This is a genomic window from Mesorhizobium sp. M8A.F.Ca.ET.161.01.1.1, assembly GCF_004792105.1.
Taxonomy (GTDB): domain Bacteria; phylum Pseudomonadota; class Alphaproteobacteria; order Rhizobiales; family Rhizobiaceae; genus Mesorhizobium.
Window position 1 is genome coordinate 191,255 of record NZ_SRTD01000009.1, and the last position, 18,071, is coordinate 209,325.

The 18,071-nt window shown below is 63.6% G+C and carries 16 protein-coding genes; 4 read left to right on the forward strand and 12 right to left on the reverse strand.

Annotated features, from left to right (window positions below):
* The first annotated feature begins 4 nt into the window (after positions 1–4).
* The 3 genes from EN804_RS22055 to EN804_RS22065 are packed head-to-tail and all read left to right on the forward strand — an operon-like array spanning position 5 to position 1,864.
* Positions 5–334, forward strand: coding sequence for an L-rhamnose mutarotase (locus tag EN804_RS22055; RefSeq protein WP_135921369.1), 330 nt, complete (start codon positions 5–7; stop codon positions 332–334).
* Complete coding sequence (locus EN804_RS22060; protein ID WP_127870522.1) at positions 327–1,412, forward strand: Gfo/Idh/MocA family oxidoreductase; 1,086 nt, start codon at positions 327–329, stop codon at positions 1,410–1,412. The genes EN804_RS22055 and EN804_RS22060 overlap by 8 nt, the downstream gene beginning before the upstream one ends.
* A complete protein-coding gene (locus EN804_RS22065; RefSeq protein ID WP_189524549.1) occupies positions 1,409–1,864 on the forward strand; it encodes a MaoC/PaaZ C-terminal domain-containing protein in 456 nt (151 codons plus the stop codon). Before EN804_RS22060 ends, EN804_RS22065 begins: the two co-directional genes overlap by 4 nt.
* Before the next feature lie 10 nt (positions 1,865–1,874).
* Here EN804_RS22065 and EN804_RS22070 read toward each other — a convergent pair whose 3' ends face one another.
* From EN804_RS22070 to EN804_RS22110, 9 genes are all read right to left on the reverse strand, one after another.
* Positions 1,875–2,672 (reverse strand): ABC transporter permease subunit, encoded by a 798-nt coding sequence (locus EN804_RS22070; RefSeq protein ID WP_135921371.1) that lies wholly within the window; start codon positions 2,670–2,672, stop codon positions 1,875–1,877.
* Between the two features lies 1 nt (position 2,673).
* Positions 2,674–3,534, reverse strand: coding sequence for a 2-aminoethylphosphonate ABC transporter permease subunit (locus tag EN804_RS22075; protein ID WP_135921372.1), 861 nt, complete (start codon positions 3,532–3,534; stop codon positions 2,674–2,676).
* Complete coding sequence (locus EN804_RS22080) at positions 3,527–4,672, reverse strand: ATP-binding cassette domain-containing protein (protein WP_127275868.1); 1,146 nt, start codon at positions 4,670–4,672, stop codon at positions 3,527–3,529. The genes EN804_RS22075 and EN804_RS22080 overlap by 8 nt, the downstream gene beginning before the upstream one ends.
* A gap of 32 nt (positions 4,673–4,704) precedes the next feature.
* Positions 4,705–5,733 carry a 2-aminoethylphosphonate ABC transporter substrate-binding protein gene (locus EN804_RS22085; RefSeq protein ID WP_127870518.1) on the reverse strand — a complete coding sequence of 343 codons (1,029 nt, stop codon included), beginning with the start codon at positions 5,731–5,733 and terminating at the stop codon, positions 4,705–4,707.
* A gap of 254 nt (positions 5,734–5,987) precedes the next feature.
* A complete protein-coding gene (locus tag EN804_RS22090) occupies positions 5,988–6,998 on the reverse strand; it encodes an NAD(P)-dependent oxidoreductase (RefSeq protein ID WP_135921373.1) in 1,011 nt (336 codons plus the stop codon).
* 2 nt (positions 6,999–7,000) lie between these two features.
* Positions 7,001–8,359 (reverse strand): aspartate aminotransferase family protein, encoded by a 1,359-nt coding sequence (locus EN804_RS22095; RefSeq protein ID WP_135921374.1) that lies wholly within the window; start codon positions 8,357–8,359, stop codon positions 7,001–7,003.
* 71 nt (positions 8,360–8,430) lie between these two features.
* Positions 8,431–9,888: a phosphonoacetaldehyde dehydrogenase gene (phnY, locus tag EN804_RS22100; RefSeq protein ID WP_135921375.1), complete on the reverse strand. Its 1,458-nt coding sequence runs from the start codon at positions 9,886–9,888 to the stop codon at positions 8,431–8,433.
* Between the two features lie 233 nt (positions 9,889–10,121).
* Positions 10,122–11,381, reverse strand: a complete 1,260-nt coding sequence (phnA, locus tag EN804_RS22105; RefSeq protein ID WP_135921376.1) for a phosphonoacetate hydrolase — start codon at positions 11,379–11,381, stop codon at positions 10,122–10,124.
* 24 nt (positions 11,382–11,405) lie between these two features.
* Complete coding sequence (locus EN804_RS22110) at positions 11,406–12,605, reverse strand: 2-aminoethylphosphonate--pyruvate transaminase (RefSeq protein ID WP_135881811.1); 1,200 nt, start codon at positions 12,603–12,605, stop codon at positions 11,406–11,408.
* Positions 12,606–12,870: 265 nt separating this feature from the next.
* Here EN804_RS22110 and EN804_RS22115 point away from each other — a divergent pair, with 265 nt between their 5' ends.
* The gene (locus EN804_RS22115) at positions 12,871–13,740 is read left to right on the forward strand and encodes a LysR substrate-binding domain-containing protein (protein WP_135865027.1); all 870 of its coding nucleotides are present in this window, start codon (positions 12,871–12,873) and stop codon (positions 13,738–13,740) included.
* A 50-nt stretch (positions 13,741–13,790) separates the two neighbouring features.
* Here EN804_RS22115 and EN804_RS22120 read toward each other — a convergent pair whose 3' ends face one another.
* The 3 genes from EN804_RS22120 to EN804_RS22130 form a co-directional block, all read right to left on the reverse strand.
* A complete protein-coding gene (locus tag EN804_RS22120) occupies positions 13,791–16,268 on the reverse strand; it encodes an FAD-dependent oxidoreductase (protein ID WP_135921377.1) in 2,478 nt (825 codons plus the stop codon).
* 82 nt (positions 16,269–16,350) lie between these two features.
* Complete coding sequence (locus EN804_RS22125; protein WP_135921378.1) at positions 16,351–17,139, reverse strand: DeoR/GlpR family DNA-binding transcription regulator; 789 nt, start codon at positions 17,137–17,139, stop codon at positions 16,351–16,353.
* Positions 17,140–17,244: 105 nt separating this feature from the next.
* Positions 17,245–17,913, reverse strand: coding sequence for a GntR family transcriptional regulator (locus tag EN804_RS22130; protein WP_167531369.1), 669 nt, complete (start codon positions 17,911–17,913; stop codon positions 17,245–17,247).
* Between the last annotated feature and the right edge of the window lie 158 nt (positions 17,914–18,071).

Below are 18,071 nucleotides of genomic sequence, written 5' to 3' on the forward strand. Positions count from 1 at the left end.
TGATATGCAGCGGATGGGATTTGTACTGGGGCTAAAACCGGAAAAGGTCGAGGAATATGTTCGCCTGCACGCCGCCGTCTGGCCTGACGTGCTGACAATGATTTCGGCCTGCAACATCAAGAACTACTCGATCTACCTGAAAAGGCCGGAGAACCTGCTGTTTTCCAATTTCGAATACCATGGCACCGATTATGCCGCCGACATGGCCAAGATGGCCGCTGATCCCAGGACGCAGGAGTGGTGGGCGGTCTGCATACCTTGCCAGGAGCCGCTGGCGACACGCAAGGAGGGCGAGTGGTGGGCCGCGATGGACGAGGTTTTTCACCATGACTGAAGGGACTGAGGGCGGTTTCGACCCTGCCTCGCTCGTCCAGTCCTGGCCCAAACCCTCAAAGTCCCGGCCGATCGTCACCTTCGGCGCCGGCTCCATCGTCGGCGATGCGCATTTTCCCGCGTACCGGAAGGCGGGATTTCAGATCGCCGGCCTCTATGATCCGGACCAGGCCAAGGCGCGGGTCCTGGCCGACACATGGGGTGTGACGGCGTTCCGTTCGGCGGAAGAAGCCGCTGCAGTGAAGGACGCGATCTTCGATCTGGCAACGCCACCGGGGCGGCATGCCGAGATCCTGAAGGCTCTGCCCGACGGTGCGTTCGCACTGATCCAGAAGCCGATGGGCAACTATCTCGGCGAAGCAACCGAAATCCTCGAAATCTGCCGCGCCAAGAAGCTCAAGGCGGCGGTGAATTTCCAGCTGCGCTTCGCGCCGATGATGCTGGCGCTGAAGGACGCAATCGCCAAGGGTTGGCTCGGCGAGGTCGTCGACTTCGACGCCTGGCTGGCGCTGGCGACGCCGTGGCAGTTGTGGGAATTCCTGCTCAAGGCGCCGCGCGTCGAGATCGCCATGCACTCGATCCACTATCTCGACCTGATCCGGCAATTGCTCGGCGATCCCAAGGGCGTGCATGCCAAGACGCTTGGCCACCCCAACCATAAGGTGGCGCAGACGCGCACCAGTGCCATTCTCGACTATGGCGACACGGTGCGCTGCGCGCTGTCGATTAACCACGACCACAAGTTCGGGCGCCGGCACCAGGCCTGCGAGTTCCGCATCAGCGGCACCGAGGGTGCGGCCTATCTGAAGCTCGGCCTCAACCTCGACTATCCCAAGGGCGAGCCGGATATTCTGGAGATCTATCCGAAAGGCGGGAGCGATTGGATATCAGTGCCTTTGGCCGGCGAATGGTTTCCCGACGCCTTCGTCGGCCGCATGGCCAATGTCCAGCGCTTTGCATCAGGCGAAGACGATGAGTTGATCAGCTCGGTCGACGACGCCTGGAACACAATGGCGCTGGTGGAAGCGGCCTATCGTTCGAGCGCGGCGCCTGCGACGCCGATCGCGGAAAGGCCCTGATGGAACAGATCACCTATTTCGAGGACTACGAGATCGGCTCGTCACGCCTCACCAGCGGCCGCACCATCACCGAGACCGACTTCATCGTTCATGCCGGCCACACCGGCGATTTCTTCCCGCACCACATGGACGCCGAATTCATGAAGACGACGCCGTTCGGCCAGCGCATCGCGCATGGCACGCTGGTGTTCTCGGTCGGCATCGGGCTGACGGCGAACGTGATCAACCCTGTCGCCTTTTCCTATGGCTATGACCGGCTGCGCTTCATCAAGCCGGTGTTCATCGGCGACACGATCCGTACGCGCACCACCATCGTGGCCAAGGAGGACGATCCGAAGCGGCCTGGGTCGGGACGCGTGATCGAGCGATGCGAGGTCATCAACCAGCGCGGCGAGGTGGTGCTGGCGGCCGACCATATCTACATCGTCGAACGGCAGCCGGCGCAGAGCTGAGCTTCAGCGCCTACGAACCGGTGGCACGCTTGGTGATGCGCTCCAGCCCAAGCAGCAGGATCAGCGTCGCCGCCACCAGGATCATGGTGAGCGCGGCCCCGGCAAAGATGTCGCCACGATCGGTGAGGCTGAAGATCGACACCGGCAGCGTCACCCAGCCCGGCGGATAGACCATCACGGTCGCGCCAAGCTCGCCCATGGAGAGCGCGAAGCTCAGTCCGAAGGCCGCAACCAGGTAAGGCGCGAGCAAGGGCAGCGTGACATGCCAGAGCCGGTAGGCTGGCCTCGCGCCAAGGCTTGACGCGACCTGCTCGAAGTCGGGCGACAGCCGCGCAAGTCCGGCCGAGACGTTGCCGAAGGTGAAAGCCGAGATCAGCACGAAATGCGCGATCATGACGATTGCGATCGTGCCGTTGAGCAACAGCGGCGGATGGCTGAACGCAACCAGCAGGCCGAGGCCGACGGACACCGAAGGCACGGCGCTCGGGATGAAGAACAAGAGGCCGAGCAGCCGCTTCATGGCCGGCCCTTGCAGGCGAAGCGACAACGCCGCCCAGGTACCGCTGACCAGCGCCAATGCGCTTGCCGCGAAGCCGGTGACGAGGCTCGCCTTGACCGCGTTCCAGGCCGCGCCCTTGGCGACATCGGCATAGTGCTCCGTGGTCAAGCCATTGGGAAGCACGCCGTTCCATTGGTCGGCGAGGCTGGACAAGAGGATGACCGCCAGCGGCGCCAGGAACAGCACGCCGAAGATCAGCGCGAAGATCACCCAGATGATCAAGCGGCCGGAGCGCGACCAGACCAGCATGCTAGACTCCCAACCGGCCGGCGGCAAACCGGTAGAGACCGAACAGGCCGAGCGACAGCGCGATGTTGACCACGGCGATGATGCAGGCGACCTGGTAGGCCGATTCCTGGATCGCCTTGCCGTAGATCAGCAGCGGCAGCGTGATGACGCCCTTGGCGCCGATGAACAGCACGATGCCGAATTCGTTGACGGTGAGCAGCAGGCATAGGCTGCCGCCGGCGATGAGCGCGGGCACCGCCGCCGGCAGGATGACCTGGCGGACAATGCGGAACGGCCGCGCGCCGAGTACGCTCGCGGCTTCGATCTGGCCGCGATCGACCAGCGAGAAAGCGGCGAGCAACGGCCGCAGGATGAACGGCGTGTACACCGTGACTTCCGCCAGCACGACGCCCCAGGTCGAATAGAGGAAATCGACCGGCGGCAGCGGCAGCGAGAAGGCCTCCATCAGCCCCGAGTTGAGCATGCCGGCGGAGCCGTAAAGGAAGGTGAAGGCCAGCGTCACCAGGAAGGTCGGCAGGGCGATGAAGGTGTCGATCAGCCGGGCGATGAAGCCGCTGCCGGGAAACGGCACGAAGGCGAGGATCAACGCCAGCAGCAGGCCGACGATCAGGCATCCGGCCGTCGCGGTGACCGAGATCGTCACCGTGTTGACCAGCGCGTTGAGGAAGAAGCGCGAATGCAGGACGCGGATGATCTCCGCGACATTGGCGACACCGCTGTCGTCGAGGAACGCCTGGCGTACAATCAGCGCCAGCGGGTAGAAGAACAGCAGCGCCAGCAGGGCCGCCGGCGGCACGATCCACAGCCGGCCCGGCTCTCGCTTCCTGGCCGTGGGCGCACCAATGGCGAGCGCTTCAGACACCGGCGTCTTCCGGAAGAAGCGACGTATCGGCTGGCGCAAAGAACAGCGGTACCTTTGTGCCGGGTTCCGGCAGGGCCATAGGCAGCTTTGTTGCCGAGACGCGCACCGGGGTGCCATCGACATCGAGAACCAGATGGGTGAGTTCGCCCTGCCAGTGCACTTCCCTGAGCGTGCCGACAATGCGGTTGGTGTGCTCGCTGTCTGCCGTGAGGCTCAGATGCTGCGGCCTGATGCAAAGCAGGCTCTTGTCGCCGGCCTTCTCGTCGCGACCGGCACTGGTGAGCACGGCATGACCATGCCTTGCCGTGGCAAAGCCTTTCGGGCCGGCAGCTTCGGCAACCGTCACCGGCAGAAGGTTGGCGCGGCCGAGGAACTCGGCGGTAAAACGGTTTGGCGGGCGGCGATAGAGTTCGGTCGTCGGCCCATGCGAACAGACCCTGCCGTCGCGCATGATGGCGATCTTGTCGGCAAGCGTCAGTGCCTCGGTCTGGTCATGCGTGACGTAGAGGATGGTGAGGCCGGGCAGGCTGCGGTGCAGCCGGGCAATTTCCTCAACCATGTTGCGGCGGATCTGCGCGTCGAGCGCCGAAAGCGGCTCGTCGAGCAGGAGCACGCGTGGCCGCACCGCAAGGGCGCGGGCAATCGCGACGCGCTGCTGCTGGCCGCCCGAAAGTTCGCGTGGATAACGCCGGGCAAACGTCGCCATGCCGACGGTGGCGAGCGCATCCTTCACCCGTTCGCCGATAAGCGCCTTGTCGGCGCCTTGTGCCCGCAGGCCAAAGGCGACGTTGTCCTCGACCCGCATATGCGGAAACAGCGCGTAGTTCTGCACCACCATGCCGAGCCCGCGTTCGTAGGGCGGCAGATCGGTCACGTCGGTGGCGCCGATACGGATACGTCCGCTTCTCGGCCGCACGAAGCCGGCCACGGCCCGCAAGGCGGTCGTCTTGCCGGACCCGGACGGGCCGATCATCGCCAGGATTTCGCCCGGCGCGATGTCGAGGGTCAGCGGATGCAGGACGACATGCGCGCCATAGGCGACAACGACCTTGTCGAAGTGGACATTGGAGCCGGCGCCGCGAACTTTCGCGGCGTCGATATCCGTGACTTCGGAACCCGTGAAGGCGGCTGCCGACATGGCGTTGTTCTCCGGACTGTTTCCTTGGCGGATCAACTTCCGGTCGCTTCGTTCCATTTCTTGACGTAGTCGGGCAGCTTGCTCAGCGCCTCGTCCCAGTTCGGCGACCAGATGGTCAGGCCCTTCATGGCCTCCTGCAGCTTGGCGAAGTTGGCGTCGGAGGGCGTCACGTCCTTGCGGGCAGGCAAGCCGATGGCAATCGAGCTTACAGTCGACTGGGCTTCCTTGGACAGCAGGAAATCGATCAGCTTCTTGCCATTGTCGGCATTGGGCGCACCGGTGACCAGCCCGATTTCGTAGGGCAGCGCGAAGGTGGAGCGCACGCCGTCAGGCCCCGCCGGCCAGAACACCTTGATGTTGGGATTGTCGGCCATCTGCGACATGTTCATCTGAAGGTCGCCATTGGCGACGTGCAGCTCGCCCTTGTTGACCAGCGCGGTCAGCTTGCCAGTCGAGGCGGATGGGCCGACATTGTTGTCCTGCAGCTTCTTCATGAACTCGAAGCCGGCGTCCTCGCCGCCGAAGGCATGAATGATCTGCAGCATGACGGCGGTGCCGTCACCGGCCTGGCCGGGGGTCGAATACTGGATCTTGCCCTTGAACTTCGGATCGAGCAGATCGTTGTAGCTCTTCGGCGCTTCCGACAGCACGGCGCTGTTGTAGATGAAGTTCATGTAATTGTTGACCAGCGGCCGATACTTGTCGGTGCCACCGTCGATCTGGGACGCGGCCTCCGGCTTGTAGTCCTGCAACAGGCCGTCGGCGGCGGCGCGCTGGATGAAGGGCGGCAAGGTCACAAGCACGTCGGCCTGCGGGTTAGATTTTTCCTTAGCGACGCGCTCGACGACGCCGCCCGAACCTGCCTCGATATACTGAACGGTAATGCCGGTGGCCTTGGTGAAGGCGGCGAATTCGGTCTCGTACCAGCTGCCATTGCCATCATGCAGGCCATCGGCGGAGTAGACGGTGACGACGCCGTCGGCGAGCGCCGGCCCGACGAGGGCCGCCGATGCAAGCAATGCGGCGAAGGCCGCGACCATGGTTGCGTTTCTTGATTTCATGACGAGTTCCCCTTTGATTGAAGGCACATTCTGCGATGCACTAGGACCAACCGGCCTTGGGTTTCTGACGGACGTTGAGCCGGTTGGATGTCTTCGTTGTGACAACTCTGGGGATCGGCGATCGATAAGTAAAATCTATTTATTTTATGAGAGCCAAAATTCCTCTGATATTTGTCATGGAACTGTCGCATCCACGTCTTGACCATGAATGTGGCTGGGCCGAAGGCAGCTATCAGCTTGAAAAATCTCGCTTATCAGCCGAACACAATACCTCCCGTCTGCGCCCGCAATCGCGGATCATGCGAACGGACGGTCACCGGCCGGCCTTCGAGAATCTCGAAACAGCGCGCGAGCGTGTCGTCCTCGAGCCGGCGCATCGCCTCATGCGTGAAGAAGGTGAGATGCGGAAACAGGATCACATTGTCGCGACCGAACAGCGCGCTCATCGGATGGCCTGACTTCGACAGCGGCTCCGCCGAATAGACATCGAGCCCGGCACCACCGATGCGACCGGCGACGATCGCCTCGACGAGGGCCGCCTCATCGATCAACGCACCGCGCGAGACATTGACGATGATGGCCGAGGGTTTGAGGCAGGCGAGCTCATGCTTGCCGATCAGGCCGCGTGTCTGGTCGTTCAGAACGCAATGGATGGAAATGAAATCGCAGGCGCCCAGCATGGCATGGAGGTCGTCGGCCTTCTCGATGCCGGCGGCGCGCATTGTCGCTGCATCGACAGCGGGATCAAAGCCAAGGACGCGTGCGCGGAATCCCTGGCCTGCCATGCGCGCCATGCTGCGGCCGATCTTGCCGCAGCCGACGAGCCCAAGCGTGGCGCCGGAAATATCACGCCCCAGCCAGCGTTGCTCGGGCCAGATCCAGCGATCGCGCGACATTGCCTGCGTGATCGCAGGCAGCCGCTTGGCGAGCGCGATCATCAGCGCAAAGGCGCCTTCGGCAACGGTTTCCTCGGCATATTCGGGCACGTTGACCACGGGAATACCACGTCGCATTGCGGCGGCGATGTCGATTGCATCGATACCAACGCCATATTTCACGATGCCCTTCAGCCTTGGCGCCGCGTCTATCACCCGCGCGGTGATCGGCGTGTAGCACATCAAGAGAAGGTCGGCGTCGGCAACCGCGTTGGCGAGTTCAGCTTCGGGAATGCCGTCCGGCAACGTCACCAGGTCGACGCCCCTAGCCCGCAAGCCGGCATCGATTTCAGGACATTCGAGTTCGTGGTCAGTGCGGACGGCCTTCATGGTCAGGCCGCCAGCACCGCGGTCTCGACGATGTCGAGCGCCCGGTCGAGATCGGTCTTCGAAATGACCAATGGCGGCGAGAGTGTCAGCACGTTGCCCTGGCTGACCTTGAAGCTCAGTCCCTGTTCCAGGCAGGCATAGAAGACACGTTCGGCGAGGTCGCGTGCCGGCTGGCGCGAGGCGCGATCCTCGACCAGTTCGACCCCGACCATCAGCCCCCTGCCCCTGACATCGCCGACATGGGGCGAACGCGCCATCAGGTCCTGCATCCGTCCAAGCATATGCCGGCCAAGTTCGGCCGAACGCTCCACCAGCCCGTCCTCCAGGATGATGTCGATGGTCGTCAGCGCGGCGCGCGTCGTCACCGGGTTCTTCTCATGGGTGTAGTGACCGATGGCGAAGCCGCCGGTGACGTCGAGGTCGCGGCGCGCGATGACGGCGGCGATCGGCAGGATGCCGCCGCCCAGCGACTTGCCGAGGACGACGATGTCGGGCGTAACGCCGTCATGTTCGTGGGCGAAGAATTTTCCGGTCTTGCCGAGGCCGGTTGGGATTTCGTCGAAGATCAGCAGCGTGCCATGCCGGTCGCAGGCTTCGCGCACCCGCTTCCAGAAACCGGGCGGCGGCGGATTGGGCGTCGCGCGCATCGGCTCGGCAACGACCGCCGCCACATCCTGCTCGCGGCCGAGCACATAGGCGATCATGTTGGCGCAAGCGAGCCCAGAAGCCTCTAGGGAATCGTGGCCATAGGGGCAGCGATAGCCGTCCCAGGGCGCGACATGCTCGGTGCCGGTCATCATCGGACCTGATATGTGCGAGCGAAAGGTCGCCTCGCCGCCGACGCTTGCCGCGCCAAAGCCGGCGCCGTGGAAGGCGTCCCAGAACGACACCGTCTTGAAACGGCCGGTCGCGGCGCGCGCGATCTTCAGCGCGACCTCGATGGCATCCGAGCCGCCGGTGGTGAACAGCACCTTGCCGAGGTCGCCAGGCGCGAGGGCCGCCAGTCTCTCCGCCAGTTCGACGGCGGGCTCGCAGGTAAAGCGGCGCGGCGCGAAGCAGAGTTCGTCGAGCTGTCTCTTGATCGCCGCCACCAATCTCGGGTGGCCGTAGCCGAGATGGTGGACGCTGTTGCCGTGGAAATCCATGAAACGGCGGCCGGCGGTATCCTCGATCCAGATGCCTTCAGCCTTGGCGATCGTCGAAAGGCAGGGGCTGGACAGGCTCTGGTGCATGAAGGCTGCGGCATCGCGATCAAGCAGGCCGCGAATGCGGGGATCGTCCTGGCCGGCATCCCAGCGGCCGCGCGCCGCCGTGGTGTTGGAATCGCCCTCTGTATGCACAAGCTCGGATATCGCGGCCATCATCATCTCCGAAACGCGAATGAGGGAGCGTTGGCCGCTCCCTCTGTTTTCTGTCCGTCGGTCGCGCCTGGTCAGGACCAGGGCAGCGAAAATGTCTTCACATTGGTGTAGCTCTTCATCGCTTCGATGACGCCTTCCTTGTAGCCATTGCCCGAATCCTTGATGCCGCCGAAGGGCGACATCTCGATGCGGTAGCCCGGCACTTCCCAGATGTTGACGGTGCCGACCTGCAGGCCGGCAATGTATTTCTGCATGCGGGGAAACGAGTTGGTGCAGACGCCCGACGACAGGCCGAAGGCGGTCGAGTTGGAGAGCGCGATCAGCGCCTCGTCGTCATCGGGCGCGCGCACGATGGGGATGATCGGCCCGAACGTCTCTTCCATCACCAGTTCGGATGTGTGCGGCACGTGGTCGACAACGATCGGCGGAAGCAGCGCGCCCTGGCGGCCCGGATTGTAAAGAATGTCAGCCCCCTGCTCGGCGGCCATGTGGACGCGGGTCTCGAACAGTGCCGCCGCCTTCTCGTGCACAACGGTGCCGAGATCGGTGGAACGGTCCATCGGGTCGCCGAAGCGGATTTTTTTCGCGCGCTCCAGCACCAGCGGCACGAAACGATCGGCGACGCTTTGCTGGACCAGGATGCGCTTGACCGCCGTGCAGCGCTGGCCGGAGTTTTTCGTCGCTCCGGCCACTGCCAGGTCCGCCGCCTTTGCCAGATCCTCGTCGGAGAGATCATTGAGGATGATCAGCGGATCGTTGCCGCCGAGTTCCAGCACCTGGCGCTTGTAGCCGGCGGTGCGGGCGATCATCTTGCCGACCGGCACGCCGCCGGTGAAGGTGATCAGATCGATATTCTCGTTGGTGATCATCTCGTTGCCGATGTCGACCGGCCATCCCGTCACCACCGACAGCATTTCCGGCGGCAGGCCGGCTTCATAAAGGATGTCGGCCAAAAGCAGCGCCGTCATCGGCGTCAGCTCGGTCGGCTTGACGACCACGCAATTGTTGGTGGCGATGGCCGGCGCCACCTTGTGCGAGACCATGTTGAGCGGGTGGTTGAAAGGCGTGATCGCCGAGATCGCCTTCAGCGGCTCACGCGTGGTGAAGATCTTGCGCGCCTTGCCGTGCGGGGTGAGGTCGCAGGAGAAGATCTGGCCATCGTCCTGGATGCACATCTGCGCCGACAGCGTGAACACGTCATAGGCGCGGCCGACTTCGTAGAGCGAATCCGTCTTGGAGATGCCGAGCTCGAGCGTGATGAGATCGGAAATTTCTTCCCGGCGCGACGCCAGAGCTTCCGCCGTGCGAAACAGGATCTGCTGGCGCTCGTAGCGGGTCAGCTTCGACCGGTAGCCGGCGGCGATCTCGAAGGCCTGACGGGCGTGTTCGGCCCGACCAGCGGCGACGGTGCCGACCACAGCATTGGTATAGGGGTAGTGGACGGGGACGACGTCGTCGGCGTCGACCTTGCGCCCCGCAATGCGCATCGGCTCGTGGCGGACTGTGATGGACGTATCGAGTATGGTCATAGGCTCTGCTCCAGCAGATTTATGGACGCGTTGCGGCGGAGGATCGCCCCCCACTCCGGCCCTCCGGGCCACGTCTCCCCCGATCGACGGGGGAGAGGAAGTTCGGCAAGGTCAGCGCTTAGTCGTTTACGGCCCAAAGCGCGGCGCAATCGGCTGGGCGGCTTTCCTCTCCCCCGTCGATCGGGGGAGAGGTGCCGAGCGAAGCTCGACGGAGTGGGGGTCGACATCAGCGCTCAGCCTGCCAGCGCCGCCGCCATCGTCGCATAGTAGAAGGCGTCGAAATTGCGCAGTGTCGGCTCATTGGGCAGATCCGGCAGCACGCGATTGACGATGAACGGTACTTTCTGCTCAGTCAGGCCACCATGCGAGCGCAGCGGTTCGTTGAGGGCCGCCAGATCGTGCCTGTGCTCGCTGGTGCCGATCGTCTTGTTCTCCGTCGAGATCAGCACGATGTCGCCGATGCGGTCGGCCGGCAGTTCGAAACGCTCGCAGGCATCAGGGCTGTCGACGACCAGCATGATGCCGTCGATCTTGGCCAGCCGCGCCATGATGCCGGCCTGATCAGCGCCATCAGGCAAATAGGCGGTGGCGAAAGAGCCGAGAGCGCCGTGATGCACCACATAGGGGTCGGTGATCGGCAGGATGACGCGGGCGGCGTCCTTGCCCAGCCATTCATCGAGCAGGTCCTGGACGTAGACGACGTCGGGCGAACCGTCCGCCTTGTGCTTGGGCTTCATGCCATGGTCGGCGGTGACGACGATCGCCGCGCCCAGCGCATCGAGCTCGGTCAGGTACTTGTCGAACATTTCGTAGAAGGCATTGGCCTGCGGCACGCCAGGCGCATATTTGTGTTGCACATAATCGGTCGTCGTCAGGTACATGATGTCGGGGCGGAATTCCCTGAGCAGCTGAACGCCGGCGGCGAAGACGAATTCCGACAGTTCGGCCGAATAGACTTCCGGCACAGGGAGGCCGAAATGCTTCGAGGCATTGTCGATGCCGTGCTCGGCCACTGTCGTGGTGTCCGACTTTTCAGCCGAGAAGCACAGCGCGCGGCCTTCGTCGAAGGCGAGGCCCTTGCCGAGCAGCGCACGCAGCTTGTCCTTGGCGGTCACCACCGCGACCTTGGCGCCGGCATCGTAGAAGGCCTGGAAAATGGTCGGCGCGCGCAGGAAGCGCGGGTCGTTCATCATCACTTCCTTGCCGGTCTCGCGCTCGTAGAGATAGTTGCCGCAAATGCCGTGCACCGAGGGCGGGCGACCGGTGGCGATCGACAAATTGTTGGGGTTGGTGAAGCTCGGAATGACCGAGTGCGCAAAGCGCACCGTGCCCTTCTGCTTGATCCTGACCAGGGCCGGCATCAGCCCGGCCCTGATCGCCTCGTCAAGATAGGCCGGCTCGCAGCCGTCAAGGCAGATGGCGATGGCTGGCACACGCGGCCAGGCGTAGGTGCGGCCATTGACCGCGACGTTGATGGGAGACATCTGGTTCATCAAAAATCCTCGAAAACGGCCGCTTCAGGCGGCGAGTTTGGCGCGCTCGGCGATTGCCGCCGCGGGTGGAGCGGCGGTGTCGACGCCCATTTCATCAAGCGATTGCGCCGCCGCCTCGACGACGCGGCGCATGACATGTTCGTCCATCTGGCCGATGCAGCCGACGCGGAAGGAATCCACGACCGTCAGTTTGCCGGGATAGATGATGAAGCCCTTGTCCTTCATCAGTTCGTAGAAACGATCGAAGGCGAAGTTGGCGTGGGCCGGGTTGAAGAAGGTGACGATGATCGGCGACAGCCAGCGGTCCCTAAGCAGCGTCTCGAAGCCGAGTTCGCGCATGCCCGCCACCATGACGTCGCGGTTCTTGACATAGCGGGCGCCACGGCCGGCGACGCCACCTTCGGCCTCGTGCTGGCGCAGCGCCTCCAGGAAGGCGGCGACGACATGCGTCGGCGGCGTGTAGCGCCACTGGCCGGTCTTGTTCATGTGCGCCCATTGCGCGTGAACGTCGAGCGACAGGGAATGGCTGCGCCCCTTGGCTGCTTCGAGTTCGCTCTTGCGGGCGATGATGAAGCCGAAGCCGGGCACGCCCTCGATGCATTTGTTGGCCGACGACACCATCGCCTCGTAACGGATCTCGTTGACGTCGAGCGCGACTGCGCCGAAGGCACTCATGGAATCGACCAGCAGTTTGCGACCCTTGGCATGGACTGCTTCGGCGATCTCGGCGACAGGGTTCAAAATGCCGGAGCTGGTCTCGCAATGAATGGCGATGACATGCGTGATCGCAGGATCAGCCTCGAGAGCGGCCGCCACCTCGTCGCCGCGCGGGGGCAGGTAGTCACCCTTGTCGATCAACGTATGGGCGCGGCCGAGATATTGCATGGTCTGCGCGGCGCGCAGGCCGTAGGCCCCATTGGCCAGCACCAGAACCTTGCCATCCCTGGGCACGAACGAGCCCAGCATCGCCTCGACGCAGAAGGAGCCGCTGCCTTGCATCGGCACGCAGTCGAACTCGCCTTTCGCGTCGCCGGTCAGCGCCAGCAGGCGGCGGCGCATGTCTGATGTCATGGCGCGGAAGTCGCCGTCCCACGATCCCCAGTCGCGCAGCATCGCCTGCTTGACCGAATAGGCCGTGGTGAGTGGCCCGGGGGTCAAAAGATAGGGCTCGCCCAGGGCCGGCCTGGCCAGCGGCTCCGCGGCAAATTTCGTCTCGGCGAGCATGATGTCCTCCGACAGGTCGCTGCTTTTTTGATGTGGCGCCATTGTTGGTCCGGACGACATATTTGTAAAATCGTTATTTTGTATCGATGTATCGATTAGAACGATGAACACAACTGTATTGGACAGGCTGCATGCCGCTCATGACACGGCTGTGAACATGGGAGGGCTCATCCCCAGACATCAGCGGAATCGTTTATTCCGTCCTTTTGGCGAGCCAGGCTTATGATAAGGTACAGGTGGCTTCGAGACCCGAAAGGCACACAGGATGCGCTATGTTCAGCTGCGAGCCTTTCACCAGGTGGCGATCTCCGGCGGCTTTTCGCGGGCCGCCGAAGCACTGTTCCTGACCCAGCCGGCGATATCGGACCAGGTGCGCAAGCTGGAGGAAGAGTATGACGTGCTGCTGTTCAATCGGAACAAGAAGCAGGTTACTCTGACCCATTCCGGCCAGAAGCTGCTCGAAATAACCCACCGCATGTTCGATACCGAGCAACAGGCGCTCGAGCTCCTGACCGAGTCGCGCGCTTTGCGTTCCGGCACGCTGCGCATCGTCGCCGATGCAGCGCACCATCTGCTTCACATCCTCGGCAGCTTCCGGGCCCGCTATCCCGGCGTACAGGTCTCAGTGCGCGCCGGCAACACCGAGACGGTGATCAGCAGCCTCTATAGCTACGATGCCGACATCGGCGTGCTGGGCGAGGTGCCCGCCGGGCGCGATTTCGAGGTGCTGAAACTGAACTCGACGCCGATCATCGCCTTCACCTCGATCGACCATCCTTTGGCAGGGAAAAAATCGCTGACGCTCAAGCAGCTCGCGCAGGAATCGCTGGTCATGCGCGAGCGCGGTTCCAAGACGCGCCAGAAGCTCGAAGACCTGGCGGCGACGTCGAAGGTCGAGCTCAGGCCGGTGATCGAAGCCGAGGGCCGCGAAGCCGTGCGCGAGATCGTCGCCTCGGGCGCCGGCATCGGCTTTGTCTCGGCGGCCGAATTCGGCCAAGATTCGAGGCTCGTCCCGATCACCATCGATGCGCCCGAGACCTTGATGGACGAGGCGCTGATCTGCCTGCGCGAGCGCAGCGGCGGCAAACTGGTGCGCGCCTTTCTCGACATGGCGCGCTCGATGTCGGCGGACTAATTGAGCATGATCTCTTCCGAAAACCGGTTCCCACTTTTCGGGATCATGCTTTAAGCCGCGACCTTGATCTCCACTGCATCGGCCTTCACCCGCTCCGACTTCGGATCATAGGGGCTGCGCAAATGCGCGGTAACCGCATGGCGCCCGCCGGCAAGATCGATCTCGAAACGGCCGTTGGCCAGGAATGAAGCATCGACGCCCGTTCCGTGCTCGATCAGCCCGAGCGCCACCGAACGGCCGAGTGTGTGGCCGTAGGCAGCCGAGCGCACCTCGCCGACCGGCTTGCCGTCGCGCAGGATCAGCTCGCCGCCCCACAGCATCGGCTCGGCATCGTCTGTTGTGAACAGCACGATGCGCCTGGTCGGCGCCGACGAGGATTTCGCGGCGGCGAGCGCATCACGGCCGATGAAGCCGCCCGGCTTGTCCATGGCGACGGCAAAGCCAAGGCCGGCCTGCCACGGGTTGATATCAGGCGTCAACTCGCGACCCCAGGCGCGAAAACCCTTTTCGATGCGCAAGGCGTCGAGCGCGTAGTAGCCGGCGTCGGCAAGGCCGAATTCACGACCGGCTTCATGCAGCGCCTCGTAGACGCCGACCGCGAATTCGGTCGGCACGATCAGTTCCCAGCCGAGCTCACCGACATAGGTCATGCGGTTGGCGTAGGCTGTGGCATAGCCGATATCGATTTCGCGGATGGTGGCGAAGGGGAAGCCGCCATTGGAAAGATCCGCCGATGACAGTTTGGCCAGGAGGTCGCGCGAACGCGGTCCCATCAACGCCAGCACCGCATAGGATGAGGTGACGTCGGTCAGTATCGCATGCGCGTCCGCCGGGATATTCTTGACGATCCAGTCTGCATCGTGGACGGCCTGGGCGGAGCCGGTGACGATGAGGAATTTTTCCGCGCCAAGCCGCATCACGGTGAGATCGCTTTCGTAGCCGCCACGCGCATTGAGCACGCCGGTGTAGACCGACGTGCCGACCGGCACGTCGATGTCGCCGGCGCAGATCCGGTTCAGCACGGCACAGGCGTCGCGCCCCTGGACAAGAAGTTTGGCGAAGGAGGTCTGGTCGAAGATGGCGACGGCTTCGCGCGTCGCCTTCATCTCGCGTTGCACCGCCGCGTGCCAGTTCTGGCGGTCGAAGGCATAGTCGTTCCCGGCTGTCTCTCCTGGACCCGCAAACCAGTTGGCGCGCTCCCAACCCATCTTAGAGCCGAAGCACGCGCCCTTGGCGGCGAGCCGGTCGTAAAGCGGCGAACGGCGGAATGGCCGCGCGGTGTCCAGTTCGCGGTTCGGCCATGGCATGGCGTAATGCAGGCCGAGCGTCTCCTTGACCCGGTCATGCAGCCAGCGCGGATTGTTGTTGAACGAGGCGAAGCGCCTGATGTCGACCGGCCACAGATCCATGGTCGGCGCGCCGTTGACGATCCATTCGGCCAGCGCCCTGCCGGCGCCACCGGCACTGGCAATGCCCATCGAATTGAAGCCAGCGCCGACATAGAAATTCTTCAACTCCGGCGCCTCGCCGAGGAGGAAATTATTGTCTGGCGTGAAGCTCTCGGGACCATTGTAGAATTTCTTGACCTCGGCCTGCGCCAGCTGCGGCACGCGCACCAGCGCGTTTTCCATCAGGATTTCGAACTGGTCCCAATCATCCGGCAGCAGCGCGAACTCGAAATTTTCGGGAATGCCGTTCATGCCCCACGGCTTGGCATGCGGCTCGAAGCCGCCCATGACCAGGCCGCCGACCTCTTCCTTGAAGTAGATGAAGCCATCGGGATCGCGCATGACGGGCAGATCCGGATGCACGCCTTCTATCCGGCCAGTGACGATGTACATGTGCTCGGCCGAATGCAGCGGCACCGACACGCCGCACATCAGCCCGACCTTGCGCGCCCATTGGCCGGCGCAGTTGACGACGATCTCGGCAGCGATGTCGCCATGGTCGGTCTCGACACCGCAAGCGACGCCGTTGCTGACGCTGATACCAGTGACCTTGACCCGCTCGAAGATTTTGGCGCCGCCATTGCGCGCGCCCTTGGCAAGCGATTGCGTGAGATCGGTGGGATTGGCCTTACCGTCTCCGGGCAGCCAGACAGCGCCGACGAGATCGTTTGTCGCCATGACAGGCCACAGATCGCCAGCCTCCCTGGGCGAGATGACGTCGATCTCTACCCCTTGGGCGCGCGCCGACGCAGCCGTGCGCTTCAGCACCGTCATGCGGTCGGCCGTGCGCGCAACTGAGAGCGAGCCGCAATTCTTCCAGCCGGTGGCAAGACCGGTCTCGGCCTCCAGTTCGCTGTAGAGCTGCGTGGAATAGCGGATCAGGCTGGTCATGTTGGAATGGCTGCGCAACTGGCCGACAAGACCAGCCGCGTGCCAAGTGGTGCCGCCGCTGAGTTGCCCCTGTTCGAGCACGACAACATCGGTCCAGCCGAGTTTTGTCAGATGGTAGGCGACCGAGCACCCAATGATGCCGCCGCCGACAATGACGATTCGAGCCTGGGTGGGAAATTCATGGGCCATGAGCGTTCCGCCATTTGAAGGATGGCCGGGACATTAGCACGAGAAAACCAAATATCAACCCATAAAGTCACAAAATGTCACATCAAGCTGCGACGATGAGTTCTGGACCCTTTTGCGAAAGCGCTTCGGCAAGCGCCGGTTCGGGATTGGCGTCGACGATCACCCCGGCGGCACGTTCGAAGTTGGGAATCCTGAGCGGCGTCAGCTTGCCGAACTTGCTGGCGTCGAGCACGAAATAGGCCTTCCCGGCAAGGGCGATCATGCGGCCGCGCTGTTCGGCGCCGGCGCGGGTGAAGTCGGTCACCTCCCCGTCCGGCGACAGCGCGCCGCCACCAAGAAAGGCGATGTCGACACGAAAGCGGGCCATCGCATCGAGCGTGTCGATGCCGACAGCCGCCTCCTCGCCGGGGTCGACTTCGCCGCCCAGCATGTGCACGCGCATGCCGGGGACATGGCATAGATGCAGCGCTATCTTCAGGCTGGCCGTGCAGATCGTCAGATCGTGCAGTTCCGTCATGGCATGGGCGACGGCCAAGGTGGTGGTGCCGGAATCGAGAAAGACAACCATGCCATCCCTGACCAGCCTGGCGGCAGCCCTGCCGACCGCCGCCTTACCGCCGGCATTTTCCTGGCTGCGCAAGCTCATCGCCGGCTCGCTCGGCTCGAAACGGGCGGCCCCGCCATGCACGATGCCGAGCCTGCCCTGGTCCGAAAGCAACTTCAAATCGCGGCGAATGGTTTCGCGCGAGACATCGAAGAACCCAGCCAGTTCGGCGACGCTGACAGAGCCCTGGGCACCCAGCCGCCGCAGGATCTCATCATGGCGGCGCGGGGCAAGGGCACGTGCCGGCAGGTGGCTGACGGGAGACATGGTGATCCTCTTGTCGAACGTTGATGTTGCAATATGTGGCAGCGAACCGCCGCGCTGGCAACCGCGGGCCACGGCATCGATCGCGGACGGCCCTGCCCCTCGGGCTCAGGATTTTCGCGACAGTCCGCCGCCGTCTATCGCATTGACGAGTGTGTCGCTGCCTTCGCGAAGATGCTGCCTCAGAACGCTCACGGCCTTCTTCTCGTCACGCCGCCGGCAAGCGGCCAGCAGATCGCGATGCTCGCTCTGAGAGCGGGTGCGGTAGTCGAGGTTCGACAGCAGGATGCGGACATAGCGGTCGGCCGCGTTGTGATGCGCCTCGATCAGGTCAAGCAAACGGCGGTTGCCGCAGGCATCGTAGAGCGACAGGTGAAAGGCCCTGTTCAGGGCGCCCCAGCGGCCCGCATTGCGCTCCGCGTCGATCTGGTCGAGCACCTGCTCGGCTTCTTCAAGCTTGGCGCCGGGCAGGGCCGGAACGGACAGCCGGAGCGCCTCGCATTCGAGCAATTCGCGCACCGCGTAGATTTCGGCGATCTCGGCACCGTCCATACCGGCGACATGCGCGCCCTTCGTGGGATGAATGGAAACAATGCCTTCCGCCTCCAATTGGCGAAGCGCGTCGCGGATGGGCATGCGGCTGAAACCGAATTGCTCGGCCAGTTCATCCTGACGCAGCGTGGTGCCTGCCTTCAGCGATCCGCTGGCTATAGCCTCGCGCAGGACATTGGCGACCTGTTCCGCCACCGTCTGCGGCCTCTCGATCAGGCCTTCCATAAATCCGCGCAATCGATGCTCCCATGCCACGCGATCGCCAGCCTAGTGGAAAACATCCGGCGATATAAGTATCCCCGTGTACGAGAGCGGTTTGGTTTCTGGCCGAAGAGCGACACGAGAAGCTGTCGATGGCTGGGTCCGCCCGGTTTGGTCCGGGC

What these genes read in the sequence shown, in the direction of transcription:
- EN804_RS22090 (WP_135921373.1), bottom strand. Translation starts at nt 6,998, where the DNA reads ATGAAGGCCGTCCGCACTGACCACGAACTCGAATGTCCTGAAATCGAT.
- EN804_RS22130 (WP_167531369.1), bottom strand. Translation starts at nt 17,913, where the DNA reads ATGGAAGGCCTGATCGAGAGGCCGCAGACGGTGGCGGAACAGGTCGCC.
- EN804_RS22055 (WP_135921369.1), top strand. Translation starts at nt 5, where the DNA reads ATGCAGCGGATGGGATTTGTACTGGGGCTAAAACCGGAAAAGGTCGAG.
- EN804_RS22085 (WP_127870518.1), bottom strand. Translation starts at nt 5,733, where the DNA reads ATGAAATCAAGAAACGCAACCATGGTCGCGGCCTTCGCCGCATTGCTT.
- EN804_RS22120 (WP_135921377.1), bottom strand. Translation starts at nt 16,268, where the DNA reads ATGGCCCATGAATTTCCCACCCAGGCTCGAATCGTCATTGTCGGCGGC.
- EN804_RS22095 (WP_135921374.1), bottom strand. Translation starts at nt 8,359, where the DNA reads ATGGCCGCGATATCCGAGCTTGTGCATACAGAGGGCGATTCCAACACC.
- EN804_RS22125 (WP_135921378.1), bottom strand. Translation starts at nt 17,139, where the DNA reads ATGTCTCCCGTCAGCCACCTGCCGGCACGTGCCCTTGCCCCGCGCCGC.
- EN804_RS22080 (WP_127275868.1), bottom strand. Translation starts at nt 4,672, where the DNA reads ATGTCGGCAGCCGCCTTCACGGGTTCCGAAGTCACGGATATCGACGCC.
- EN804_RS22070 (WP_135921371.1), bottom strand. Translation starts at nt 2,672, where the DNA reads ATGCTGGTCTGGTCGCGCTCCGGCCGCTTGATCATCTGGGTGATCTTC.
- EN804_RS22115 (WP_135865027.1), top strand. Translation starts at nt 12,871, where the DNA reads ATGCGCTATGTTCAGCTGCGAGCCTTTCACCAGGTGGCGATCTCCGGC.
- EN804_RS22110 (WP_135881811.1), bottom strand. Translation starts at nt 12,605, where the DNA reads ATGCTCGCCGAGACGAAATTTGCCGCGGAGCCGCTGGCCAGGCCGGCC.
- phnY (WP_135921375.1), bottom strand. Translation starts at nt 9,888, where the DNA reads ATGACCATACTCGATACGTCCATCACAGTCCGCCACGAGCCGATGCGC.
- EN804_RS22060 (WP_127870522.1), top strand. Translation starts at nt 327, where the DNA reads ATGACTGAAGGGACTGAGGGCGGTTTCGACCCTGCCTCGCTCGTCCAG.
- phnA (WP_135921376.1), bottom strand. Translation starts at nt 11,381, where the DNA reads ATGAACCAGATGTCTCCCATCAACGTCGCGGTCAATGGCCGCACCTAC.